Here is a 25521-nt window from a genome sequence, read left to right on the forward strand (position 1 = left end):
GACGAAGCCAGAGCGGCGACCTACCAAGACTGGATCCATCACTACAATCACCACCGACCCCACACAGGCATCGGCGGCAAGTCACCCATCGAGCGACTGACCGTCCACAACGTCCCCGAGAAGAACAGCTAGGCGGTCTCCGGATCGCCTTTGGAGTCGCGATCGTGCTCGGCGGCTCGGCCGAGATCGGAGGTCTCCTGCCGCTCGAGGGCGATGTCGAATTCGAGATCGGCGTGCTGGTGCTTACGGAACAGGACGAGGAACACGATCCACCCGACGATGGCGACCAAGATGAAGCTGACCCCGCGATAGACCAAGGCCGACGCCACTGCCTGAGATGCGGTGATGGACGCGGCGCTGGTCAGGAACGCGATAAGGGTGGCGTCGACGACCACCAGGCCACCGGGTGCGAGCGGAACGGATCCGACGGCCTTACCCGCCGCGAATGCGATGAACAGCCCGGACAGTCGTGGATCTGCGCCGACGGCGAAGCACGCGAACGCCAGGCACGCGACGTCCGCGAGCCGGTGCACGGCCGACCAGGACAGTGTGAGCGCGCCGTCCCGCTTGCCGAGCTGTACGGATTGGATCTGGCCGATGACCTTGTCGATGGCCTCGGCTCCGGCGTCGAGATCGTGGTTGCGGAACGCGTTGTACTTGCGCAGACCCCAGCGGGCGAACTGTTTGATGGACTCCGGGTGGTTCGAGATGTATCGGACAGCGGCCACGATCGCGATGACGCCGATGATCGGGAGCACCACGGTGAAGGTATTGAACGAACTACCGACCACCAGTCCGCCGGCAACGCCGAGCACCGCCAACCCGGCCGCGGCGATGACGCCGGAGATGGCGAGCTGCCACGAGGCGACAACCGGACTCGCACCCCAGCGTCGGGTCTCGCGGTAGGTGAAGGCCGTCGAGAACACCTGGCCGGCGGGCAGAGTGAGCGACATTGCGGTGCTGCCGTAGATGACGGCCACGGACTTGCGTTGCCGCACCTGTACGCCGCCCGCGTCGAGCAGCTGCTTCTGGACTCGGCCGAACGCGCTGAGCGACACGGCTTGGGCAAATACGCACGCAGCCAGCCAGCCCCAATGGATTTCTCGTACTGCTGTCCAGGATTCGTGCAGCCGTGGCCACAGGTAGATTGCCTCGCCCACCAGCAGAGCGACCAGGGCAATTGCGGCGATCCACTTGACCCATCTCAGCCGGTTTCGCGGGCGCCGCGCTGCGGGTCCGCTGGTCGAGCTGGGGTCGGGCATCCTGTCAGACTAACCGTCACTCGAGGAGGAGTCGGGATACTCCACCGGCCAGGCCAGGTGGGTTGCCCGTCGTCGGCCACGCAGTTGCACCTGGTCGCCCAACTCCCACTGTTCCTGCTCCTCGTCGTCGGCGAAGTACAGGGCCGAGGTGGATGCCAGAACGCGTCCGGGCCGCAGTTTCGCCAGTTCGGTGAGCCGCGACGCCTCGTTGACCGGGTCTCCGATGACCGTGTACTCGAAGCGCTCGGACGCGCCGATGTTGCCGGCGACGGCCAGGCCCGCGGACACCCCGATGCCGATGTCGAGTCCGGTGATCTCGTCCAGAGCGAAACGCAGTTCACGCGCCGCGGCCAAGGCCGCGGTGGGAGCGTCGGGACGGTCGAGCGGCGCCCCAAAGATCGCCAGCGCCGCGTCGCCCATGAATTTGTTGACGAAGCCGTGGTGGCGTCCGACGACGTCGACGACCACCCGGAAGAACTCGTTGAGCAACACCACGACCTCACTCGGCGGGCGTTCCGACGCGGTGGCGGTGGATCCGACCATGTCGACGAACAGCACGGCGACGAATCGTGTCTCGCCGCCCAGCTCGGTACCGAACTGCAGTGCTCGACGCGCCACGTCCTCGCCGACGTGCTGGCCGAACAGCTGACGCAGCACGCGTCGCTCGGCGGATTCCTCCATCATGCGGTTGAAGCCGACCTGGAGGCGACCGATCTCGCTGCCGTCGAACACGTCGACCTCGACGTCGGTCTCGCCGCGTTGCACGCGTTCGATGGCGTTGTGCAGTTGGCTGATCGGGTCGGAGATCTGGCTCGCCGTGAGCATCGACAGGACGAAGGCCTGCACGATGGCCAGCACACTGAGCAGGATGATGGCCACGGCCAGTGCGTTCGGCGAGAACACCAGGTCGGTCGTCAGCTGGGTGGCACACAGCAAGATGATGCCGATGACGGGCATCAACGTGCCCAGTCCCCACGTCATGGCCATGCGGGTACCGACGCCGGGCGTCATCGTGCGATCGAAGCGGCCTTCGCTCAGTGCCAATGCGGCGACCGGGCGTAGGATGCGTTCGCCGAGCATGTAGGTGAAACCGAAGGTGACGGTGGCGGCCATACCGACGGTGACGATGACGGCGATGGACAGCGACGGCATCTCCGCGATGGTCAGCAGCACGAAGATGATGCCGCCGATGATCCACAGAATCAGGTGCACGATGGCTTGACGCAGCGGCGCGTGCAGCGTCGTCATCTGTTCCTTGCGGGTGGGCGGGCCGCCGCGAAGCTGCCACCTGATGACCGAGCGCAGCAGTGTGTACGCGTAGATCAGGCTGACCACCAGGGCAACACCCAGATACGCACCGAAGATGTACACGTTGCGGACGCGATCGGCGACGATCGATTGCGACTCCGGAATGGGCAGACCGTAGCGAACGAAGGCGAAGACCAGAACTGCGCCGAAGACGTTGGCGATGAGCATCGAGAGCATATAGAGCGGCCAGCGACTCTTCAGGGTGAGCGAGACCGCTCGGAAAGATGCCAGCACAGGTTAAATTTAGCGGGTGAGCACCGACGAGTTGCGGGCGCAAGGTACGGGGGCGTCCCCGCGCCTCACTTCGGCCGCAGATTCGGTGCACCCGCTGGTACGGGTTGGGGCGGAATGGACGTGGCGACTGCTGGTCCTGTTTGCCGGATTCATCACTTTTGCCTATGTGATTGCGAAATTGAGCACGGTGGTCATCCCGCTGGGTCTGGCGCTGCTGGCGGCCGCTCTCCTGGTGCCGATCGTCGACTGGATGCAGCGCCGGGGAGTGCCGCGTGTCGCTGCGGTGATCATCGTGATCATCGCCAGCATCGGCGTCGTCGCCGGAATCATGACGTTCATCGTCGAGCAGTTCATCGAGGGGCTGCCGCAGGTGGGCGATCAGTTCACTCAATCGATCAACAGCGTCGAGGAGTGGCTCAGCAACGGGCCGCTGCACATCAGCGAAGACCAGATTCGGCAAGCGACCGACAATCTGGTCAAGGTCATCCAGGACAACCAGGAGGCCGTCACCAGTGGGGCATTGACCACGGCGACGGTGATCGGCGAAATTCTGACCGGGGCGCTGCTGACGCTGTTCACGCTGATCTTCTTCCTGTACGGCGGTGATCAGATCTGGCAGTTCGTCACCCGGCTGGCACCGACGAAGGCGCGCAAGAAGATTCGCACAGCCGGCATCCAAGGTTTCGGGTCGCTCGTGGGATACGTCCGCGCGACGGTGGCCGTCGCCGCAGCCGACGCGGTGGGCATCGGAGCCGGGCTCGCCATTCTCGGTGTACCGCTGGCACTTCCGTTGGCCTCGCTGGTGTTCATCGGCGCATTCATACCGATCATCGGTGCCGTGCTGACCGGATTCGTCGCAGTGTTCATCGCGCTGGTGACGAAGGGGCTCATCACCGCCGTCATCACCCTGGGCATCGTGATAGCGGTCATGCAGCTCGAAGGCCATGTGTTGCAGCCACTTCTGCTCGGCCGCGCCGTTCGGCTGCACCCACTGGCCGTCGTGCTGTCCATCACCGTCGGCATTCTGCTCGCGGGCATCGTCGGCGGCTTGCTGGCGGTCCCGATCGTTGCGGTGCTCAACACCGCCGTCCGGTCGCTGCTCGCCGACGACCCCGACGAGGTGTACGAAGAACTCGATGTCAGCGACACGCTGTACTCCGCCGAACCCAGCGACCCGGACACTCCTCCCGGTTCGTCCGAGCCCGATCGACTTGCCAAGGGGGAGCTGAACACTGCAGACCCGAAGACCGATGCGGACGACTGACCGAGTGCGGCCGACGCTGAACTCGGCCGATCCCGACAGCCCGCTGTGGCGGGCCTCGCAGGCCTTCCGCCTGGTCACTCTCGTGTACGCCGTCAGCTATCAGGCCGCGACCGTCGACAACTACACCAACCCGCGGCTGAGTTGGGCGTTGGTCGCCCTGATGGCCGTATGGTCCGGAGCTTCGGCACTCCTGCTCTCGAGGGCCACCCTGCCGCGCTGGCAGGTGGTGCTCGCAGATCAGATCATCGTGATCGCCCTGATGGCGTCGACGCGGTTGGTGGCCGACTACGACTGGTACAGCACCCGCCAGACCCTGCCCACCACCCTGTGGGCCACCAACGCCGTCATCTCCGCCGCAATTCTGTTGGGGCCCAAGGGCGGTATCGCCTCGGGTGTGGTGATGTCGTTGGTCAGTGCCCTGGTACGAGACCGGTTCGACACCGACCTGTGGTCGGACGCCACCGCCCCGGTACTGCTGTCGGCCGGGCTCGCGTTGGGATTGGCGTCGAACACAGCCCGGCGCGCCCACGAGGAATTGCGCAGTGCGGCACGGTTGGCCGCGATCACCGAGGAGCGTGAGCGGCTGGCCCGACAGGTGCACGACGGGGTTCTGCAGGTGCTGGCCCTCGTTCGCCGTCGAGGTCTCGAAATAGGCGGGCCGGCAGCCGAACTCGCCGAGCTCGCCGGTGAGCAGGAAGTCGCTCTGCGCGTGCTGATCTCCGAACAGTCGGCTCCGGTCGACGATCACACCGGATCGATCGTCGACGTGCGCGCCCTGCTGCGTACTCAGGCCGGCACGTCGATCTCGGTGTCGACTCCCGCCGACCCGGTGCTCGTCGAATCCGACGTCGCCGAGGAACTCGCTGCCGTCGTGACCACTGCCCTGTCCAACGTCGAGCTTCACGCAGGTGCCGATGCGAAGGCCTACGTACTGCTCGAAGACGTCGACGGAGAGCTGATCCTGAGCATTCGCGACGACGGCCGCGGAATACCCGCCGGACGGCTCGCCGCCGCCGAGGCCGAGGGCCGGATGGGCGTCTCGAAGTCCATCCTCGGCCGCGTCGAATCTCTCGGTGGTACTGCGATACTCGACACCGGAGAGGGCGAGGGCACCGAATGGGAAATTCGGGTTCCGCGAACGAGAGGAGCGAGATGACCGGCGACGAGAATCCGAACGCCGAGATCGCGGTGATGGTCGTCGACGATCACCCCATGTGGCGAGACGGCGTCGCCCGGGATCTCGAGGCCGCCGGATTTCGGGTGGTCGCCACCGCGGACGGAGTAGCCGCGGCCGGACGCCGCGCCCGAGCGACCACTCCCGACGTCGTCCTCATGGATATGCATCTGCCCGACGGGAACGGTGCCGATGCCACCGTCGCAGTGCTGGACGCGTCCCCGAAATCCACGATTCTGGTGCTCTCGGCGTCGGCGGAACGCAGCGACGTGCTCGACGCGATCAAAGCTGGTGCGACGGGTTACCTGGTCAAGAGCGCATCGGCGGAGGAGCTGTTCGACGCCGTCCGCGCCACCGCAGCTGGACAAGCGGTGTTCACCCCGGGTCTGGCCGGTTTGGTTCTCGGCGAATTCCGGCGGATGTCGTCGTCACCGGAGTCGGAGTCCGATACCCGCCCCACGTTGACCGAGCGCGAGACCGAGGTGCTCAGGCTGGTCGCAAAGGGGCTCAGCGCCAAGCAAATTGCGACCCGTTTGACGCTCAGCCACCGGACGGTCGAGAACCACGTGCAGGCGACACTGCGAAAACTGCAGCTGGCCAACCGCGTCGAATTGACGCGGTACGCCATCGAAAAGGGTCTGTAGGGGTTTGCGACCCGGCCCGACGGGCACTCTTGACCCCATGACCGACAACGAAGCAGTGGACACGACAGTCGATCCGGCCGAGCACACGAAGGGCGTCGACGCCGACCAGGATCAGACCGGTGACGAGCGCGCCGAGGCCATCGACGAATTCGACGGCCATCTGGACGGGTCGGGCGAGGAGTCCGAGCTGCCGACGCCCGAGCCGACCGAGGTGGCCGACAAGAGCGACGAGAAGACCGTCACCCGGTCCGAGTAGCCCCTACTGGGCACACAGCCTGCCGAGCGCGAACTTGGCGATCGGCAGGTAGGGCAGCACCAGCGGCAGCGGGCCGTCGATGGTGATCCACGCCCGGGTTCCGCTGGGTCGTGAGACGACTCCGTGTGTCAGATCCACGCCGATGGCCCTGTTCTGGAACCATGCCGACCACGCCCACGTCCACGAGTGTTCGTCCACCGAGTGCACCTCGAAGTCGATCGGCACCCCCAACGGCCCCAGCACTCGGCCGGAGGTATCGGAGTCGAGGCGTTCACCGCGGTATTCGACGCCCATGATCTGCGGAGCCCAGGTCTTCCAGACCGTCGGGTCCATGTAACGCTCCCAGACCTCGGGTGCCGGGGCGTCTCCGGTGGATTGCAGTGTCACTCGCATAGCCCTCACCTACCCGCTGGTAGCCGTCTCCACACGGATATTCGCCGAACGTTCGGTCACCATCCACCGCCGGGGCATCGGGTGGACGTCGGGCTGGAGAGACTGAGCAGGTGCGCATCGTTCAACTGGCGAACTTCTACGGGCCGCGGTCCGGCGGTCTGCGGACGGCCGTCGATCAGCTGGGATCGGGCTACGTGGCCGCTGGTCACGACGTCACGTTGATCGTGCCGGGTGCCCGGTGGAGTGAGACGACGCTGCCGTCGGGAGTGACGCGCGTCGAGGTGCCGGCACCGAAAGTTCCGTTCACCGGCGGCTACCGTGTGGCCGACCCGCGACGAGTGGCCTCGATCGCGTCGGGTCTACGTCCGGACGTGATCGAAGTGTCGGATCGGTTGACCCTGCGCGGAATGGGCAGGTGGGCGTCGCGTCGCGACATCCGCAGCGTGATGATCTCCCACGAGCGCCTCGACCGGCTGCTGGCTCAGACGATGCCGATGCGGTACGCCCGGCCCCTCGCCGACGCGGCCAACCGACGCACTGCCGAGTCGTACGACGCCGTCGTCTGCACCACCGAGTTCGCCCAGCAGGAATTCGATCGAATCGGGACACCCAACGTCCATCGAGTCCCGCTCGGCGTCGATCTCGAGCTGTTCCATCCCCGACGTCGCCGAGCCGGCGCGCGCTCGGCATGGTTGGGTAGCGCCGACCGGCTGCTGGTCCACTGTGGCCGGCTGTCGGTGGAAAAGCATGTCGAGACCAGTATCGATTCGCTTGCCGCGCTCTGCGATTCGGGTATGCGGGCTCGGTTGGTCATCGCCGGCGACGGCCCCCGACGAGCGGGCCTCGAACGACGCGCCCGCGGGCTGCCCGTCGACTTCCTCGGCTTCGTCGACGGCAGGTCGGCCGTCGCCGAGCTGCTCGCCTCGGCAGACATCGCTCTCGCGCCGGGGCCGCACGAGACATTCGGCCTCGCGGCATTGGAATCGCTCGCCGCGGGCACGCCCGTCGTCGTCTCCGAAACCTCGGCACTGGCCCAGATCGTCACCCCGCAATGCGGTGGATCCTCGATCAACACCGCCGACGGCTTCGCAGCGGAAATTCAACGGCTGCTTCGACTTCCGGCCGACGGCCGCCGGATCGCGGCGAGGGTACGCGCCGAAGAGTTCGGCTGGCCCGCATCGGTACACGGAATGTTGTCGGTTCTCCGCGGGCACGCCGCCTGAGAACTTCGCTACCCTGGGCCCATGGAGGCAAGGGATCTGCGAGTGTCCGATGCCGAACGCGAGCACGTCGGGCAGCTGCTGCAACGAGCAGTCGGCCAAGGCATGTTGTCGCTCGGTGAGTTCACCGAAAGAATGGACACCGCTCTGGCGTCGAAGACCCGGGGCGAGCTGAACTCGGTACTCGCCGATCTACCGGGCATGCAGATCGCCGGCGAGCACCTCCCGTCGCCGAAACCCTTCGCCGATCCCACCCCACAACCGACGCCGCGCCGCGTCGTGCAGGAGCACTGGGGACACGGCGGCGGTACCCCGGACACGGTGCGCGGCAGCATGTCCACCATCACCCGTAAAGGCCCGTGGAACGTACCGCGCCGGTTGAACGTGGTGACGCGGCTGTCGTCTGTGACACTCGACTTCACGCAGGCCGTCATGGTCAGCCAGGTCGTCGACATCCACGTCGACGACTACTGCAGCTCGGTCACGTTGATCCTCCCGACCGAAGCCACCGCCGACGTCAACGGTGCCGAGGCCGTCGCAGGTACCGTCACCAACAAGGTGCGCACCGGCCCGCCGTACGGACCGCTGCACGTGGTGCTCACCGGGAAAGTCCGCTTCGGTTCCCTCACCGTCAAGCACCCCTTCGGCAGCTCGTTCCGTAAAATTTTCGGATAGTCGGGCTGGACTACTCGAGGGATCCGAGTAGCACTACTCAGGCTATCGAGCCGCGCGGCCCGCAGGATCTATCCCATGACTTCTTCCCAGAACTCCGGGCTGGACCCGCAACTCGTCGCGCGCCTGTCCAGCCGCTTCGATTCCCTGGGCGACCACATGCGTCAGGTGGCCGTCGACCTGCATACATTGCAGTCGCAGCTCGGTACTGCACCCACTTCCGTGCCCGTTTCGGCTCCCGCCAGGCCACAGCCGGTGCCGCGGTCGTCTGCGCCGACCGTCCCTCCGCAGACGTTCTCGCCGCCCCAGATGCCTGCACCGCAGCAGCCCTATGCCGCGCACGGCCCGGTGTCGGCACCTCCGGTCACGCCGCCTCCTGCGGTCGGCCGGTCCATGGCAGCCCCGCCGTTGCGAGGGCCGGTGGTCGCGCCGCGGCCACCCGCTCCGCCCCGTGAGCCGTGGTGGCAACGAGACGGCGTCATCAGTCGCCTGCTCGCCGTCGCGGGCGCGGGTGTCACGCTCGTCGGCGTCGTGATGCTGCTGGTTCTGGCCGCACAGGCCGGCTGGTTCGGGCCGCCTCTGCGCGTCGCCGCAGGCGGGGTGTTCTCCCTCGTACTGATCGGTGCCGGGGTGCGAGTGTTCGGTCGCTCCGGAGGACGCGTCGGCGGAATTGCTCTGGCCGCTACGGGTATTGCGGGTCTGTACCTCGACGTTCTGGCGACGTCCGTCCTGTACGGCTGGCTCGATCCGGTGATCGGCCTGATCGCTGCATTCGGAATCGCCGCTGCGGGAACAGCTCTCGCAGTGCAGTGGAAGTCGCAGCCGATGGCGGCATTGATTCTCGCCGGAGTCGCCGCGTGCGGGCCCATCCTGACCGACGGTCCGACCCTGGCCCTGATCGCGTTCTTCATCGCCACCTACGTTGCGAGCTTCCCGGCCCAGATCGGCCGTGATTGGCCGCTGCTGCAGATCGTCCGAACCCTTCCCCTCATCGGCACGGTCCTGATAGCGCTGGTCGGCACCGACCTGTCCGAACCGACCGACTATCGACTGCTTCTCGTCGTCCTGCTGGTGGCCGCGTCCGGTATGGGCATGTCTCTGGAACTGCTGCGCCGCAACGTCTCCGACGTGGTGGCCACCGTCATGACAGCTCTGGCCGCGCTGCCGCTGTTGATCTCGGCGAGCGTGTTCGATCGGTGGACCACCGTGACCGTGCAGTTGGTTCTGGCGGCCGCGGCACTGGCGATCGTGGTGCTGGTGCACTGGCTGCCGGCGCATGCCCGCATCACCGTCTCGATCATCGGTGCCGTGGCCATGCTGCAGGCCGCAGTCGGATCGACGACGGTCGACGTGCGTCCGGTCGTGCTGTTCGCGGTTGCCCTGGCGCTGTTCGCCGCGGCCCACCGCACCCGCTCGTCGTTGGCGTACCTGATCGGAAGCGCGTTCGGTGTGATCGGCGCGTTGACCTTCGTCTCGATCTCCCCGCCGGAGGCTCTCCTGGACTCCGATCACGCCGCCGGGAACGCGGGCATCATCATCGGCGGAATATTGCTCGCTGCAACAGCATTCGCGTTCGCCTATGTCCTGACCGAACTGAAACTCATCGACGACGGAATGCAGACCCTGGCCATCGTCTCCGGAATGCTCGCCCTGTACGGCCTCACCTCGGCCACCGTGAGCTTGGGAACCTCGATCGGCGGCAACACCACCGGATTCACCGCCGGGCACACCGCCGCCACGATCGAGTGGATGATCGCAGCATTCGCCCTGCTGGCCTTCGGGTTACGGAGTGTCGCCCACGCTCACCTGGCACTGCTGGCCGGACTGTCTCTGACCGCCGCCTCCATCGCCAAATTGTTCCTGTTCGACCTCGTCGCCCTGGACGGCCTCTTCCGCGTCATCGCCTTCATCGCAGTCGGCTTGTTGCTGCTGATCGCGGGGACCCGATACGCCAAGGTATTCGCGGACCGAGAGGGCGCGGTCACCTCCTGACCCCCGCTGCCTCCTGACCCCCGCTGCCTCCTGACCCTTTAGCGTGAATGGACCACTGCACACACGTCTCGACGGTGCAGTGGTCCATTCACGCGTTGCGGGGGAGGGTGCCTCCCGGCTGTGACGACTCGCGTCAGCGTGAGCGGTTGCGCTCCCGAGCCAACAGTTCGCTGACACTGAGCACCTGGCCGTTGTCGCCGCCGCGATGGCGGCCACTGTCGCCGCCTTCGGTGGACGGAGCGGCACGACGACCGGACGGCTTCTCCTCGCGATCCGATTCCGAACTCGCCCCGACACCGTTGCCGTTGCTTTCGGTGTCATGTCGTTCCGAGGTGCGGTGGTCGGAACCACTGCTGACGGAGCCACTGCTGTCCGAACCGTTGCGGTCGATGCCGTTTCCGTTCGAGCCGCGGCGTTCGGACCCGTTGTCGGCGTTGCCGTTTCGCCCGGAACCGTTGCGTCCGGCAGCAGTGCCGCCGTGGGTGCCGGTGCTCGAGCCGTTGGTGCCGTGCTCGTCGGCCCCGTTCGAAGCTGCCCCGTTCGTGGCGGCCCCGTTGGTAGCGGCTCCGTCGGTAGCAGCCCCGTTGATGGTCGAGCCGTGGGACGACGACCCGTTGGCACCGGTGCTGTGACCGTTCGAGCCGAGACCATTCGAAGTGTGGCTGTCAGAACCGCGGGAGCCGTTGGTGAGCGACTCGCTTCGCGGAGTGCTCGGCCGTGGTGCCTGCGATGCGCTCGGGGCTCGCAGATCGGCCAGCCAACTTTCGATGGATCGCGAATCCGGCTCCTCGACCCGTCCCGCTCGCGTGCTGCGGGTACGGCTCGGGGGTGCACTCGGCGGTTGAGGCGACTGTTCCGGTGCCGGTGCGGGTGCGTCACTCGGGGGAGCGGGTCGAACGACGTCCGCTGCCTGAGTCGGTTCGGGTTCGACGTGCGGACGCGGCGGAACTTGCGGAGCCCGAGTCGGCCCGGATACGGGTGGGCGCGGTTCGGCAGGACGCGGCGGAGTGGGACGCGCCGCGGGCGCCTGCGGCGAGTAAGCCTGCGACGAGCGAGCCTGGGGCGAGTAGGCCTGCGACGAGTACGGCTGCGCCGAATCAGGCTGGGGCTCGGCCTGCTTCGGGGGAGTGGTCGGTGCCGCGCGGGTCGGCTCGGGTGGCGTCGCCGGCCGGCCGGTCACGCTTCGACGCGACTCTTCCTTCGCGGCGTGCGTGGCACGGATCGGTCCGCCTCCGTGCGGTGCCACCACCGGGATGGGTTCGGTGAGGGGCTCACCGCGGCGCGGTGTCGGACGCATCGGGGGTGCGACGGTCGACGAGGGTGCGCCGCCCGCGAGGGCGAGTTCGGGCACGTCTCCGGTGGGCAGCAGCTCGTCTTCGAGGATGGTCTCGCCGAGGCCGAGCTTGCGCTGAATGCGCTTCATCCACTGCGGAGCCCACCAGCAGTCGTCGCCGAGCAGCTTCATCGTGGCGGGCACGAGGAACATGCGAATCAGCGTCGCGTCGATGATGAGGGCGGCGATCATGCCGTAGGCGATGTACTTCATCATCACCAGATCGGAGAACGCGAACGCGCCGGTGACGACGATGAGGATCAGTGCCGCCGCGGTTATGATGCGTCCGGTATGCGAGGTTCCGATGCGGATGGCTTCGCTTGTGCTGGCACCCTTTTCGCGTGCCTCGACCATTCTGGAGAGTAGGAACACCTCGTAGTCCGTGGACAGGCCGAACACAATCGAGATGATCAGCACCAGCACCGGAGCCATGATCGGCCCCGGGGTGAAGTTCATCAGCCCCGCCCCGTGACCTTCGATGAAGATCCACGTCAGGATGCCCATGGTGGCACCGAGGCCGAGAACGGTCATGAGCACCGCCTTGATCGGCAGCACCAGCGATCCGAACGTCAGGAACATCAGCATCGTCACGATGAACACCACCAGCACGGCCATCAGTGGCAGCTTGTCGATGAGTGCGCTGATCGAGTCCTGCTCGATTGCCGGGGTACCTCCGATCATGACCGTCGCGCCGTCCGGCACGTCGATGCTGCGGAGGAAGTCGATGGCCGGTTTCGAGTCGTTGCGATCGGTCAACCCGGCCTTGAAGACGATGACGCCGTCCTTGCTGGCACCGACGGGGGTGAACTTCTCGATCAATCCGGGAGCGTTGTTCGCCTGCGTGGTGATCGCGCCGAGCGTCGGGCCCTGCGCGCCCTCGATGACCATCTTGATGGGTTCGGTGCGCTGGCCGGGGAACAGGCTGTCGAACTCTCCCTGCGCGACGCGGGTGACGTTGTCCGGCGGTAGGTAGGTCTCGTTGATGCCACCGAATTTGATGTTGCCGACGGGCAGCGTCAGAAGGACCAATCCGAGCACGATGGGCACGGTGACCTTGACGGGGTTGCGCATCACCCAGCGGGTGAGCTTGCCCCACATGCCGTTCTCGATCTCTTCGCTCGACTTGGTCTTGCGCATGAACTTCAGACCGAGGGCGTCGACGCGTGGGCCGAGGATGGCGAGCATCGCGGGCAGGATCGTGATGGCCGTCAGCGCTGCGAGCGCGACGGTGGCGATGGATCCGTATGCGACCGATTTCAGGAAGCCCTGCGGAAACAGCAGCAGGCCACCGAGAGAAGCGACGATCATCGTCGCGGAGAACACCACGGTGCGACCCGCCGTCATGACGGTACGGCGCACGGCCTGTGGCGTCGTATGTCCGTCACCGAGTTCCTCGCGGAATCTCGAGACGATGAAGAGTCCGTAGTCGATGGCCAACCCGAGTCCGACGAGCGAGACCACGGGCGCGACGAACGAGTTGACCTCGGTGAAGTTGGTGAACACCTTGACGATGCCGTTGGCTCCGACGACCGTCAGACCGCCGATGATCAGCGGGAGTGCCGCGGCGACGACGCCGCCGAAGATGAAGAACAGCAGGACCGCGACGGCGGGAATCGCCAGCAGTTCCATGCGGTGAATGTCGCCGGCCATCGTCGACTGCAGTGCGCCGGCCACGGCCTGAAGACCGGTCACCTGCACGTCGACGCCGTCGATGTAGAAGGCGTCCTTGACGGCCTGGAAGTTGTTGGTCAGTTCGGTGTCGTCGGCACCCTTCATCGCGATGCTGGCGATGGCATGTTGCTTGTCGTTGGTACCGAGAGCCGCGAGGTTGGGTGCGCCGGGCACCTTGAAGTAGGTGCCGTTGACCTTCTCGATCTGGTCGGGATGGTCGACGGGGAGCGATTCGAGGCTCGAGACGACCTTCGACTGGAATTCCGGATCGTCGATCGACGACCCTTCGGGCGCGGTGTAGAGGACGATGACGTCACCCTGCTTGTCGCGTCCGAACGTCGTGTCCGCCAGACGGGCAGCCTGGGCCGATTCCGAGGTCGGATCGTCCCAACCGCTCTGACTGAGATGGCTGTTGAGATCGAGACCGTAGGCAGCGAAGCCCAACAGCCCGGCCACCATGACACCGATAACGGTGTACCGCAGGCGGTAGACGATGTCTCCCCATCTGGCGAACACTTAAGAAACTCCTTGGCGCCCGACGAGCAGGGCGGACAGCGGTCGGAAGGGCTGCAGCCACGCGCCCTCGTCGGGGAGCGAATCGAGACTCACCCGAGGCAGTGGCTCACGGAAGACGCCGGGAATGTCCTCGAGGTCGAGGAATTCCAGGATGTCCGACGTGACAGCCCAGCTTGCGTGCTCCCGGAATCCCAGTACCTGAACGGGTACTCCGGTTGCTGCGATGGCCTCCAACGGCCCTTTGAACGCCTGACCGTCGGCGGACGCCACCATGACACCGGCGAGGCCGCCGTCACGGTTGCGGAAGTCGATGTGGTCGAGCATGTCGGCGTCGACATCACTGTCTTCGTCGACCTTGGGCTTGGCGAACACCGCGAAGCCCACGTTACGCAATGCTTCGACCCAGGGGCGGACGACGTCGGCGCTGCCGGGTGCAATGTTGGTGAACACCGTTGCCTCGGGCTCGAGCGTCGCGGTGCCCGAGGTGGACAGTTCGGCGGTGCGGCTGAGCAGCCATCGGCCCAGCGCATCGAATCGTGGGCGGTAGGCAGCGGTGGGCCGGCCACCCAGGATCGCGCCGAGACCCATGTCCAGGTTGGGTGCATCCCACACGAGCAGGACTCGCTTGCTGTGGCGGGACTCACCGATCGCCCCGAGCTCGGCGGGATCGATCACGGTGTCGGGCATGTCCGTACTGACGCTCATGCTGTCTTCCTTCCCCAGATCAATTCCGTCACCGAGCTGCCCACCTGCTGGGCCTTGCCCTCGAACTTGGTCACCGGCCGCTCGTGCGTCATGGGCGACTCCCAATCGAGAACGGTCAGGCCGGGCTCGGCGTTCCCGGCCTCGGCAATCCACTCAGCGTATTCGGCGTGATCGGTGGCCACGTGCAGAACGCCGCCCGGCTTCAGGCGATCCGCGATCATCGCGAACGTGGGGCCCTGCAGGAGACGACGCTTGTGGTGGCGCACCTTGGGCCACGGGTCGGGGAAGAAGACGCGAACGCCGGTCAAGGACTCCGAGGTCAGCATGTTCTCGAGGACGTCCATCGCGTCGCCGCGGAACAACCTGACGTTCTCGATGTTCTCGCGCTCGATCTGCTGCAGAGTCTGCGCGAGCCCGGGTCGGTAGACCTCGACGGCCATGAGGTTGACGTGCGGCTCGGCCATCGCCATCGCCGTGGTGGCCGTGCCCGTGCCCGACCCGATCTCGAGAATCGCCGGACCGCTGCGCCCGAACCAGGCGTCGATGTCGATCTGCTCGTCGGCGACATCGCGGCCGATGCGTGGCCACAGGTTGTCCCAGGTGCTCTGCTGAGCGTCGGTCAGCGCTCCGCGGCGGGAGCGGAAACTGGTCACTCTGGGGTACAGCCGCGAGCCCCGTTCCTGGGTCTGCACCGAGTTGTCTCCGGTGTCGGCAGAGGTGTCCTGTGGCTCGTTCACCGGTCCATTGTCGCGCATCGGCGGAGTGTGTGACAGGTGGGTCTCGAGTTGAAGTTGAGACTTGCTGTTCCATCGCTGATCAGCGGTAGGGCCACGTCCTATAACTACAACGGTGTAATTCTCGACGGCCCGTCCGGAACGGCCGTCGTGTGCCAGAATCGGTGCCGCAGCAGGGGGCTGCGGGCCACGTGGCCGATCGTGCTCGACGAGCCGATCGCACATCTCGATGTGGCCGTTCGGTGGGTCGTTTCCGGGGGGATCGATGATGGACGGTGCCGAGGCAGGTCTGGGTCGATTGCGTGTGCGCTCGGAAGAGGTGGACGCGGCCGGGGCCGGCGCAGGCCGGAAGGCTGTCGAGAATGCTGTCGAGCGGCGTCTGCGGCCGCTGGAGGTGCACGTTTCCGGCCGCGTCGGAGTCGGGAAGTCGGTGATTGTCTCGGTGCTCGATGCCGCGCGACTGCATACCGACGGGTTCGAGGTCCGGTTGCACGAGAGCGGATGGGCCGATATCCCGCGTGCCGCGGAGGTGCAGCAGAGGCGCACCGCATCCGATGTCGACGTGCTCGTCCACGTGCTGGCCGGTGCCGTGTCCCCGGACGACATCACCTTCCTCTCCGCTCGACCCGGCGGACCGCCGGCACACACCGTGATCCTGCTGAACAAGGCCGACACTCTCGACGAACCTGCGGCGACGGCCGCAGCGGCATCCGAGCAACTGGGGCGACGAGTGCTGCCGGTGATGGGATCTGTTGCAGCGGGCCTGGGCGGCGCGGCCCGAGGCTTCGCTGTGGACATGGCCGATGTGCGGGCCGTGGCGGCCGGTGCGCTGCGTACTGGGGATCTGATGACGGTCGATCGGTTTCGGAGTGCTGATATTCCGCTCTCGACGCCGCGCCGAGAGGCACTGCTGGACCGGGTGGAATTACGCGGTCTCGCCCTACTCGTCGATGCGCTCCGGCGGCGTAGCGAAGTGTCCGACGCGGATGTACTGCGTGAGCTGTGGGAGGCCACCGGCGTCGACGCCGTGACGACGGTGGTGTCCGACACTGTCTCGGCTGCTGCGACGGCCCGCGACGACGACCTGCACGAACAACTGCTGCAGATATCCGCCCGTCACCGTGACGTTCGAGGGGCCGTCGAATCCTATCTGGCTTCGGACGAGGCGGTGGCTGCCGATATGCGCTGTGCTGCAGCGCGATTGGCGGTGCCGATCGAGACGGGCTCGGAGCAGGCCCTGCTGGAGCAGGCATTGGTGTGGAAGCGGTGTGCCGCCACCTCGGAGGACGACGACGTCCGGCGCTCCGCCCTGGCCCTGTGCCGCGGCTATGTGCGGATGCTCCGACCGTGACCGATCCGAACCGGTTCCCGCTGCCGGACGATCTGAAAGGTGTTCTGCGTCGACGGAACTCGGAATCCCTCGTACGCATCGACCGTGCACGCAGCAGCCGACCTGCAGGCATTCACGTCACCGGCACCGCAGCATCCGGCAAGACCGAGATATGCCATCTGCTCACCCGGCGCGACGGCGCGGAGATCGGGTTCGCCGACTCGGTCGAGGAGGCCGCGGTGGTCGTGATCGTCGTCGACGCGTCGGCTCCGGTCGGCCGTGCCGACGTCGAGCGCTGGCGTCCTGCCTTCGAGTCGACACCGGTTGTGTTGGTGGTCAACAAGATCGATGTGCATCGCCGGTGGCGCGAGGTGGTCGACGCCGATATCGAGATCGTCGCCGAGCGTGTGCCGCGTGCGGTGGAACACTCCGTTCATCCGGTCTCGGCACGGTTGGCACGAGCCGGTAGGGAGATTGGCGATGCTGCCGTGTTCGCGGAGTCGGGTTTCGGGGCGGTCGCCGACAGAATCGACGCGTTGCTGATGCAGGCCGCGGCGGTAGGGGCACAGCGCAAATACGTTGCTGCAGTGCAGGAATCTGTCGCAGAGGCGAAGGCCGCCATCGTGGCCGAAGCTCGCGCAGTGACCGGAGGTGGTGACACCGCCCCTCTGCGTGCCAGGCGGGCGCGGCTGCTCGATGAACGAGAACGTCTCGGTGGTGACCGACGAGCATTGCTGCACAACCGTATTCAACGGGTTCGGGTCGACTGTATTCACGCTGCGGTCGAGGACGTTCGGATGCTCGGCGCGCAGGTACGGCAGACGATAGAGGGATCGCGGCGGGCCGAACTCGGCCATCTGCCCGGGCACCTCGCCGAATCCGTACAGGCAGTTCGAGCACGCGCCGACGCTGCCTTGTCCACCGGTCTCCGCGCCGTGGAAGTCGAACTCGGGCTCGTCGACACGGTGCCCGAATCCGGTACCGCAGGCGGTGAGATCGACATCGGCGAACCGACCAGGCGACGCGGGATCGAGGACGTCCTGATGGTCGCACTGGGGGCCTCGGCAGGGGTGGGACTGGGTCGGCTCGTCGTTTCGCCCCTGGCTCTGATTCCTACCTTGGCCGTCGCCAACACGATCGTCTCACTGGCCATCGGTGCCGCGATCGCGTGGTGGTCGACCCGCTCACGCGCACTCGTCGCCGACCGTGCGCACCTTCGCGGCTGGACCCAGGAAAGTCTGGCTCGCGTGAAATCGGACGTGGAACAGCGGCTGCTCTCTCGCATTCTCGACGCCGAGTCCGCGCTCGCGTCGGCATTGACCTCGGCGGACCGGGAGGCGGCGGCACGTATCGATCTGTCGCTGGCCGAGATCGACGCCGAACTTCGCACGCTCGCCGATCACAGATCGGCGCTGCTCTCGGCCTGCGATCGGGATCTGGCTGCACTCGAGCGCGGGCTGGAGCGATTTCGCGGGTCCGGGCGCGACTCGGTCGTGCCGTCGAAGCCCGTGGAATTCTCTCCCGGCGATCCGGAACCGATCGGCGCACCGATGCGTCGAAGCGGGTAGGTGCACGTCCGAACATGTTCGCAGGCGGCGAACAGGGACCCGACAGTGAGGAGCGTCGATGATCGCGGTGGATGGCTTCGCAGTGGGCGGTTTCGAGACGAACGAGCCGGCCGAGGACGCGTCGGACGACGGTGGCGGATACGTCTCGACGGACTGGTTCGATCTCGACGGCGACGGTCGTCACGAGACTTCCGTTCGGACGACGGAGGCCGGAACGACGGTGGTAACGGATGTCGATGGAGACGGTGTGACAGACAAGTTCACCGCCTTCGACCGTGACGGGCACTACGAATCCTGGGAGATTTTTCGGGAAGCGAACGGTTTCGGGCAGGGCAGATCGTCCGAATCCGGCCGACTGTAGGCCATTCGGTCTGATTTGCATCGGCGCTGGTGGATGGCTTCTTGCGTCGGTCTTTCCCTATCTGAATCGGTCTTGTGACCAATCGGACAACACCCTGTTTCTGGAATCACGTCGCTCGGCGTTAACCTGATGAACAGGACATCCGGCGCTCGGTCCTCGGCTTGCTGTATCCAGTAACATGGTGTACTGCAGCTCGAACGGCCGAGCAGCGCCCCGCCGAGAGGGGAAAACCGAGATCTACTCGTGCGTGCTTGCCCACAGCGATCGTGCGAATTCTTCCCGGTTCCGGCTAACCCCAGGAGAGTTAGATGACCTCAGCGACCATTCCCGGTTTGAGCGGCACCGACAGCGTGCCGACTCGACACAAAGAACTGCTTGCCTGGGTTGCTCAGGTAGCCGAACTGACCGAACCGGACTCCGTGGTGTTCGCTGACGGATCCGACGCCGAATGGGAGCGCCTGACCGACAAGCTGGTCGAGGCAGGCACCTTCACCCGTCTCAACGACGAGAAGAAGCCCAACTCGTTCCTCGGCAATTCCGATCCGTCGGACGTGGCCCGCGTCGAGTCGCGCACGTACATCTGTTCCAAGGACGAGATCGACGCCGGTCCCACCAACAATTGGATGGACCCGTCGGAGATGCGGTCGTTGATGACCGAGCTGTACCGCGGTTGCATGCGCGGACGGACCATGTACGTCGTTCCGTTCTGCATGGGACCGTTGGACGCTGCCGATCCCAAGTTGGGCGTCGAGCTCACCGATTCGGAGTACGTCGTCATCTCCATGCGTGTGATGACCCGCATGGGTCAGGCCGCTCTGGACAAGATCGGCGACGACGGGTTCTACGTGAAGGCGCTGCACTCGCTCGGTGCTCCGCTGGCCGAGGGCCAGGCCGACGTGCCGTGGCCGTGCAACGACACCAAATACATCACGCACTTCCCCGAGGACCGCGAGATCTGGAGCTACGGATCCGGTTACGGCGGCAACGCTCTGCTGGGCAAGAAGTGCTACTCGCTGCGTATCGCGTCGGCCATGGCCCACGACGAGGGCTGGCTCGCCGAGCACATGCTGATCCTCAAGCTGATCTCCCCCGAGGACAAGGCGTACTACATCGCCGCGGCGTTCCCGTCCGCGTGCGGTAAGACCAACCTCGCGATGATTCAGCCGACCATTCCGGGCTGGCGTGCCGAGACCATCGGTGACGACATCGCGTGGATGCGCTTCGGTGAGGACGGTCGTCTCTACGCCGTCAACCCGGAGTTCGGTTTCTTCGGTGTCGCTCCGGGCACCAACTGGGACTCGAACCCGAACGCGATGAAGACCATCGATCAGGGCAACTCGGTGTTCACCAACGTCGGCCTTACCGACGACGGCGACGTGTGGTGGGAAGGCCTCGAAGGCAAGCCCGATCACCTGATCGACTGGAAGGGCAACGACTGGACGCCCGAGTCCGGAACCGATGCTGCACATCCGAACTCGCGGTACTGCGTGCCGATGGCTCAGTGCCCGTCGATGGCTCCCGAGTGGGATGACCCGCAGGGTGTGCCGATCTCGGCGATCCTGTTCGGTGGACGACGCAAGACCACCGTTCCGTTGGTGACCGAGGCTCGCGACTGGCAGCACGGAGTGTTCATGGGAGCCACCGTCGGCTCCGAGCAGACCGCCGCCGCCGAGGGCACCGTCGGTACCGTCCGACGCGACCCGATGGCCATGCTGCCGTTCCTCGGCTACAACGTGGGCGATTACTTCCAGCACTGGATCGACCTCGGCAAGAACGCCGACGAGTCGAAGCTGCCGAAGGTGTTCTACGTCAACTGGTTCCGTCGCGGCGACGACAAGCGCTTCCTGTGGCCCGGATTCGGTGAGAACTCGCGCGTGCTCAAGTGGATCGTCGAGCGCATCGAGCACAAGGCCGCGGGCGTCGAGACCCCGATCGGTGTCGTCCCCACGGCCGAGGCACTCGACATCGACGGCCTCGACACCACCGTCGACGACGTCGCCGAGGCACTCGCGGTGAACACCGACGAGTGGAAGGCCGAGATTCCGCTGATCCAGGAGTGGTTCGACTTCGTCGGCGAGAAACTGCCCACCGGAATTCAGGACGAATTCGACGCCCTCAAGCAGCGCCTGGGCGCGTAGTATTCACGAGACAGAACGGGGCTCACCGAGGGGTGGGCCCCGTTCTGGCTTTCGAAGTATGCGAGATCAGGCGGTGAGAGCGGCCGCGCCGTGCAGGGTGCCGAGTCCGCCCAACGCAGCCGGCACCACCTGCAGGCCGTCGAGGAACTTCAGGCGCGCGTGCAAGGCAATCGACTCCCGGATCGGATCCCACAGCGGGGGGCCGGCCTGAGCGAAGCCGCCGCCGATCACCACCACCCGGACGTCCACCAGTGCGACCGCCGATGCGATGGCCTGACCGAGAGCCACTCCGGCCCGTTGCAATGCGGTGACGGCAAGCGGTTCGCCCGCGGCGGCATCCGCAGCCAGTTCGACACCGGTGTTCCCCGGCCAGCCCTGCTCCCGAGCCCACCGCACCGCCGAGGGGCCGCTGGAGACGGTCTCGACGCACCCGATTCCGCCGCACGCGCAGGGCGTCGTCGAACCGGGGACGACGACGTGGCCGATGTGCCCGGCATTGCCACTGGCTCCGGCGACGATCTTCCCGCCCAGCACCAGACCTCCGCCGATCCCGGTGGACACCACGAGGCTCAGCACGTCCGGCACCCCGACAGCGGCACCGAATCGATGCTCACCCAACGCCGCCGCGCTACCGTCCATGGCCAGAAGTACCTCGGCGTCGGGCAGTGCGGCGGCGATGTGCTCGCGCAGGCCGAATCCGTTCTTCCACTCGTCGACATTGATCGGCGCGACCGACCCGGTGACGAGGTCGACCGGACCGGAGCACGCGACCCCGACCCGCGTCACGTCGACGCCTCCGACGACCCCGTGCAGCAGTTCGGCACAGGCCTCCCACACGCCGGTGGCCGGTGTCGGAACTGTCTCCGGGTGCTGCGGACGTCCGTCGTCGCCGACGAGTGCCGCTGTCATCTTGGTGCCGCCGATGTCGAGCGCGAGTGCCGTCATCGATCCAGGTTATGCGGGAGTGGAGCCTGCGGAATGACCCATTGGGTATGCGTTCGGTTTCAGGACCAGGACGAGGTTGCTGCCGAGGAACTCGCGGAGTATCGGTACACGCATCATCCACCATGCCCAGCGCGGGTGATAGCGCGGAAACGCGGCCAGTAGCGTTGCGTTGGGAGTGCTTCGCGCCCAACGCAATCCGTCTGCCGCGCTGATGTCGAACAGGGATTCGCCGAATCGGTTCTTGGGTTCGTGTCCGGTGGTGCGGGCGTAGCGTCGGGCCGCGTATTCGCCGCCGAGATAGTGCCACGGCCGGGTCTCGTGGCCGCCGAACGGGCCGAACCAGATGGTGTACGAGAGCACCGTGAGGCCGCCGGGTTTGGTGACGCGCAACATCTCCTCGGCCATGGTCCACGGCTCGCGGACGTGCTCGGCGACGTTCGACGAGAAGCAGATGTCGACGCTGTCGTCGCGGAAGGGCAACGCCATGCCGGAGCCGAGCACCGAACCGGGGATCTGCAGTCCGGCGGCGTGCATTTCCGAGGCGTCGGGTTCGACGGGCAGATAGCGGGCGCAACTCGCGCCGAAGACGTCGGCGAAGTATCCCGGTCCGCCGCCGACGTCGAGCACGGTCGCCGCCGACATGTCGGTGCCGGTCAGGCCGCGGTAGAGGTCTCCGATCAGTTCGACCGAATCACGGGCCAGGGCACCGTAGAAGATGTCCGGAGAACTCTGCTCGTGCCCGAAGTCCTTCAGGAGTTTCACCGAGCGACGCAGTGTCGCGCGAGAGGCGAACAGTCGTGTCACGGCGGAAGTCACGAAAACGAACCCTAGCGGTTAGTGTGGCAGCGGTATTCGACGACGGTCGAGAAGCGAGCACGGTGGATGGGGTGAAGCGAGCGGTGCGCGAGGTTCTGTTGCTGTGCTGGCGCGATACCGGGCATCCGCAGGGCGGCGGCAGCGAGCGCTACCTCGAGCAAGTAGGCGCGGGCCTGGCTCGACGCGGTGTCCGCGTCACGCTGCGGACGGCCTCCTATCCCGGTGCTCCGGCCGAGGAGATCGTCGACGGCATCCGGATCAGTCGCGGTGGTGGTCGCCTGTCGGTGTATCCCCGCGCTCTGGCCGCCATCGCCGCCGGTCGGCTCGGTTTCGGGCCGCTCAAAGGGATCTCCCCGGATGCCGTGATCGACACCCAGAACGGCATTCCGTTCTTCTCCCGCGCAGTACTCGGTGTGCCGGTGACGCTGCTGGTGCATCACTGTCACCGCGAGCAGTGGCCGGTGGCGGGCCCGATGATGGCAAAGCTCGGCTGGTGGCTCGAGTCGACGATCTCACCGAAGGTGCACCGCCGCAATCAGTACCTGACGGTGTCGTTGCCTTCTGCGGACGAGCTGATCGCTCTCGGTGTCGACCGGGAGCGCATCGCCGTGGTCCGCAACGGTGCCGACGACATCCCACTGTCGGTGCCGGAAGGCGGCGAGGACACCCGCACGCCACACCCGTCCTTGTCCGTGCTGTCGAGGCTGGTTCCACACAAGCAGATCGAGGACGCGATCGACGTCGTGGCTGCACTGCGCGGCAGCATTCCCGACATCCATCTCGACGTCATCGGCGGCGGATGGTGGGAACGGAATCTTCGCGAGTACGTCACGAGCCTGGGCGTCGATCGATACGTCACCTTCCACGGTCATGTCGACGAGGAGCGCAAGCATGCACTGCTCGGTCGGTCGTGGGTGCATGTGATGCCCTCCCGAAAAGAGGGCTGGGGCCTCGCCGTCGTCGAAGCTGCCCAGCACGGTGTTCCCACGGTGGGCTATCGCAGCTCCAAGGGGCTCACCGATTCGATCATCGACGGCGTCACCGGTGTTCTCGTGGGTGGTTCGACGTCCGGAGCCGAGGACCGCGATGTGTCCGCGCTGACCGGTGCCGTTGCCGAACTGCTGCAGGACGCAGAGGCCCGCACCCGCCTCGGTGAGAAGGCACGAGTCCGCGCGGGTGAGTTCTCCTGGGGCCAGTGCGCAGACGGCGTGTTCTCGGTGCTCGACGGGACGACGCGCGGCACCTGGTCGTCAGGCCTGGTGGGGGCGGCCGACGCGCACACGCCTGCCGAATCGGCTCAGGAGTCCTACCGCTAGTCCGCCGAGCAACAGCAGTGCCCACGCCAGATGTGCGAGCACAACGGTTGTCGCCGAACGACTTTCGAGCATCGCCGGATCCGGCACCCGATAGAGGCTCAGTTCCTCGTCGGAGTACACGGCGTCGAGTCGGTCCAACGTCTGCTGCGCATTGCCGAGCTCGCCCGGAGTAGTGTTCTCCACCAGTACCCAGCCGACACCCAGGGCCGCGAGAGTGTCCGCGGAGTCGCCTGCGAGCAGAGCGTTCTGCACGTCCGTCGCCCGTTTCCCTTCCCCGCGGACCGTGCCGCCTGCGACGAGGAGCTCACCGGTCTGCAGTACGTCGAGCGGCAGCATGCGGGGTGCGGGATCGAGAACGGGTGCTGAGCCGCTGTAGGGAAAGCGGCGGAACATTCCGGCGGGAAGGACGGCCACGTCGCCGTCCTGGTCGGCGAGTTCCGCCGAGACGGCCCGCCACGACTGTGGGTATGTCACCGGTTTCAGTGCGCTGCCGACGCCCCAGCCGAGGTCGGGGAGCGCAACGAGCAACGCCAGCACGGCAACGCCCCCCGGCAGCCATGCATTGCCGAATCGGGTGCGCCGGGACGCCAACCAGCTGATACCGGCCGCAGCGGCGAGAGCGTACATCGGCATGGCCAGCGCAACCCACTTCTGCGAATCGCGGAGCAGACCGGCCCCGGGGACGGTGTCGCCCAGTACACGAGCCGCCGCCAACCCCGGTCCGGTTGCTGCCAGCGCAGGAAGCGCGATGGCAGCGAGCGCAACGACACTCAGGCCCACGATCACCGGATTGCGTCGACGCAGATACAGCGGCCGTATCCCGAGAGCGACGACGGTCAGTAACAGGACCGTCCCCACGACAGCGAATAGTCCTGTCCGAGAACCGGGTACGGCATCGGAGTTCCAGATTCCGCCGAGACCGGCCAGGCTACCCACCGTGCCCAGACCCGGTTCGGCGCGTGCTGCGAACGCAGCCCAACCCGCCGGATCCGCCGGTTCGACGCCACCGCCCGACACCATCGTCGCCGTCAACCACGGCGCCGACGCGACGGCGGCGATCGCGAGGGTGGCGACCACGCGCAGGCCGCGTCGGGCACCCCCGGGGAGGGCGACGACGAGTAGCGCGACGGTTGCCGCCAGCAACGCACCGGTGGGAGTGAGCCCGGCCGCGGCCAGGCAGACGGCGAGGGCCCACCAGGAGCGACCGGACCTGACCGCGAGTGCGGCGACCACCGTCCACGGGAGGGCGGCGTAGCCGACGAGCAGACTCCAATGTCCTTGCAGCAGGCGTTCGGCGACGTAGGGGTTCCACACGGCCACCGTCGACGCGACGAGCAGCGCAGGCAGTGGTGCGGTGGGCAGCATCCTCTGCGCCATCACCGCCGCGCCCCAGCCGGCCGTCCACAACGCCACCAGCAGAACGGCCTTGACCACAAGGCCACCGTCGAACACCGTGGTCAGGGCCGCGATCGTGGCATCCTGCGGCACTGCCCGCGCGGCCGCGTCGGCGATTCCCCAGGCGGAGTCGGTGAAGTAGGAACGGGGGGTGCTGACGGCGTCGCGAAGCAGGAGATACCCAGGGCCGAGCAGTGGCCCGAGAACGACGAGCGAGAGCAGCAGGCTGTAGAGCGGCGGCGTCCACCTCGACCTCGACCACGCCATGATCGGC

The 25521-nt window shown here is 66.5% G+C and carries 22 protein-coding genes; 13 read left to right on the forward strand and 9 right to left on the reverse strand.

From position 1 onward, the window contains the following. The coding region (locus tag J1M81_RS19840) for an integrase core domain-containing protein (RefSeq protein ID WP_206498713.1) at positions 1-132 on the forward strand (132 nt) is incomplete at its 5' end. On the opposite strand, the gene J1M81_RS19845 is transcribed toward J1M81_RS19840, so the two are convergent. Both J1M81_RS19845 and J1M81_RS19850 read right to left on the reverse strand, forming a co-directional pair. Beyond that, a complete protein-coding gene (locus J1M81_RS19845; RefSeq protein ID WP_032367107.1) occupies positions 129-1262 on the reverse strand; it encodes a YbhN family protein in 1134 nt (377 codons plus the stop codon). The genes J1M81_RS19840 and J1M81_RS19845 overlap by 4 nt on opposite strands. Before the next feature lie 9 nt (positions 1263-1271). Then, positions 1272-2747 carry an adenylate/guanylate cyclase domain-containing protein gene (locus tag J1M81_RS19850; protein ID WP_032367437.1) on the reverse strand — a complete coding sequence of 492 codons (1476 nt, stop codon included), beginning with the start codon at positions 2745-2747 and terminating at the stop codon, positions 1272-1274. 73 nt (positions 2748-2820) lie between these two features. On the opposite strand from J1M81_RS19850, the gene J1M81_RS19855 reads away from it, so the two are divergent. From J1M81_RS19855 to J1M81_RS19870, 4 genes are read left to right on the forward strand one after another with little or no spacing between them, the layout of a single operon-like run. After that, positions 2821-4068: an AI-2E family transporter gene (locus tag J1M81_RS19855; RefSeq protein WP_371128955.1), complete on the forward strand. Its 1248-nt coding sequence runs from the start codon at positions 2821-2823 to the stop codon at positions 4066-4068. Beyond that, positions 4055-5224, forward strand: coding sequence for a MacS family sensor histidine kinase (macS, locus tag J1M81_RS19860; protein ID WP_032374803.1), 1170 nt, complete (start codon positions 4055-4057; stop codon positions 5222-5224). The genes J1M81_RS19855 and macS overlap by 14 nt, the downstream gene beginning before the upstream one ends. Before the next feature lie 35 nt (positions 5225-5259). Continuing rightward, positions 5260-5886, forward strand: coding sequence for a response regulator transcription factor (locus J1M81_RS19865; RefSeq protein ID WP_206498714.1), 627 nt, complete (start codon positions 5260-5262; stop codon positions 5884-5886). A gap of 37 nt (positions 5887-5923) precedes the next feature. Continuing rightward, positions 5924-6142, forward strand: coding sequence for a hypothetical protein (locus J1M81_RS19870; RefSeq protein ID WP_032367104.1), 219 nt, complete (start codon positions 5924-5926; stop codon positions 6140-6142). A 3-nt stretch (positions 6143-6145) separates the two neighbouring features. Here the strand turns inward: J1M81_RS19870 and J1M81_RS19875 are convergent, their stop codons facing one another. Beyond that, positions 6146-6535: a hypothetical protein gene (locus J1M81_RS19875; protein ID WP_027495362.1), complete on the reverse strand. Its 390-nt coding sequence runs from the start codon at positions 6533-6535 to the stop codon at positions 6146-6148. A 110-nt stretch (positions 6536-6645) separates the two neighbouring features. On the opposite strand from J1M81_RS19875, the gene J1M81_RS19880 reads away from it, so the two are divergent. The 3 genes from J1M81_RS19880 to J1M81_RS19890 all read left to right on the forward strand — a co-directional run bounded on the left by J1M81_RS19880 (position 6646) and on the right by J1M81_RS19890 (position 10419). Then, entirely contained in the window at positions 6646-7758 is a 1113-nt protein-coding gene (locus J1M81_RS19880; RefSeq protein ID WP_206498668.1) for a glycosyltransferase, read from the forward strand. A gap of 21 nt (positions 7759-7779) precedes the next feature. After that, positions 7780-8430 carry a DUF1707 domain-containing protein gene (locus J1M81_RS19885; protein WP_032369502.1) on the forward strand — a complete coding sequence of 217 codons (651 nt, stop codon included), beginning with the start codon at positions 7780-7782 and terminating at the stop codon, positions 8428-8430. A 75-nt stretch (positions 8431-8505) separates the two neighbouring features. Continuing rightward, on the forward strand, positions 8506-10419 hold the full coding sequence (locus J1M81_RS19890; protein ID WP_206498669.1) for a DUF2339 domain-containing protein: 1914 nt from the start codon (positions 8506-8508) through the stop codon (positions 10417-10419). A 133-nt stretch (positions 10420-10552) separates the two neighbouring features. Here J1M81_RS19890 and J1M81_RS19895 read toward each other — a convergent pair whose 3' ends face one another. Genes J1M81_RS19895 through trmB form a run of 3 tightly spaced genes read right to left on the reverse strand, consistent with a single transcriptional unit; the run spans position 10553 to position 15417 of the window. Continuing rightward, positions 10553-13939 carry an MMPL family transporter gene (locus tag J1M81_RS19895; protein ID WP_206498670.1) on the reverse strand — a complete coding sequence of 1129 codons (3387 nt, stop codon included), beginning with the start codon at positions 13937-13939 and terminating at the stop codon, positions 10553-10555. Further along, the gene (locus tag J1M81_RS19900) at positions 13940-14626 is read right to left on the reverse strand and encodes an NYN domain-containing protein (RefSeq protein WP_228139387.1); all 687 of its coding nucleotides are present in this window, start codon (positions 14624-14626) and stop codon (positions 13940-13942) included. Positions 14627-14640: 14 nt separating this feature from the next. After that, positions 14641-15417: a tRNA (guanosine(46)-N7)-methyltransferase TrmB gene (trmB, locus tag J1M81_RS19905; protein ID WP_374223904.1), complete on the reverse strand. Its 777-nt coding sequence runs from the start codon at positions 15415-15417 to the stop codon at positions 14641-14643. 226 nt (positions 15418-15643) lie between these two features. Here trmB and J1M81_RS19910 point away from each other — a divergent pair, with 226 nt between their 5' ends. The 4 genes from J1M81_RS19910 to J1M81_RS19925 all read left to right on the forward strand — a co-directional run bounded on the left by J1M81_RS19910 (position 15644) and on the right by J1M81_RS19925 (position 20775). Then, a complete protein-coding gene (locus J1M81_RS19910) occupies positions 15644-16729 on the forward strand; it encodes a hypothetical protein (protein ID WP_196251019.1) in 1086 nt (361 codons plus the stop codon). After that, positions 16726-18276 carry a hypothetical protein gene (locus J1M81_RS19915; protein ID WP_206498672.1) on the forward strand — a complete coding sequence of 517 codons (1551 nt, stop codon included), beginning with the start codon at positions 16726-16728 and terminating at the stop codon, positions 18274-18276. The genes J1M81_RS19910 and J1M81_RS19915 overlap by 4 nt, the downstream gene beginning before the upstream one ends. Positions 18277-18334: 58 nt before the next feature. Then, the gene (locus J1M81_RS19920) at positions 18335-18637 is read left to right on the forward strand and encodes a DUF6802 family protein (protein ID WP_206498673.1); all 303 of its coding nucleotides are present in this window, start codon (positions 18335-18337) and stop codon (positions 18635-18637) included. Between the two features lie 308 nt (positions 18638-18945). After that, entirely contained in the window at positions 18946-20775 is a 1830-nt protein-coding gene (locus J1M81_RS19925; RefSeq protein ID WP_027495371.1) for a phosphoenolpyruvate carboxykinase (GTP), read from the forward strand. Positions 20776-20841: 66 nt separating this feature from the next. Here the strand turns inward: J1M81_RS19925 and J1M81_RS19930 are convergent, their stop codons facing one another. Both J1M81_RS19930 and J1M81_RS19935 read right to left on the reverse strand, forming a co-directional pair. Continuing rightward, entirely contained in the window at positions 20842-21720 is an 879-nt protein-coding gene (locus J1M81_RS19930; RefSeq protein WP_206498674.1) for an ROK family protein, read from the reverse strand. Between the two features lie 9 nt (positions 21721-21729). Next, positions 21730-22536, reverse strand: coding sequence for a class I SAM-dependent methyltransferase (locus tag J1M81_RS19935; RefSeq protein ID WP_308051292.1), 807 nt, complete (start codon positions 22534-22536; stop codon positions 21730-21732). 83 nt (positions 22537-22619) lie between these two features. On the opposite strand from J1M81_RS19935, the gene J1M81_RS19940 reads away from it, so the two are divergent. Further along, positions 22620-23852 carry a glycosyltransferase family 4 protein gene (locus J1M81_RS19940; RefSeq protein WP_032400525.1) on the forward strand — a complete coding sequence of 411 codons (1233 nt, stop codon included), beginning with the start codon at positions 22620-22622 and terminating at the stop codon, positions 23850-23852. On the opposite strand, the gene J1M81_RS19945 is transcribed toward J1M81_RS19940, so the two are convergent. Next, positions 23787-25514: a hypothetical protein gene (locus tag J1M81_RS19945; protein WP_206498675.1), complete on the reverse strand. Its 1728-nt coding sequence runs from the start codon at positions 25512-25514 to the stop codon at positions 23787-23789. The genes J1M81_RS19940 and J1M81_RS19945 overlap by 66 nt on opposite strands. Positions 25515-25521 lie beyond the last annotated feature (7 nt).

The sequence above is a fragment of the Rhodococcus sp. KRD175 genome (assembly GCF_017168275.1).
Taxonomy (GTDB): domain Bacteria; phylum Actinomycetota; class Actinomycetes; order Mycobacteriales; family Mycobacteriaceae; genus Rhodococcoides; species Rhodococcoides fascians.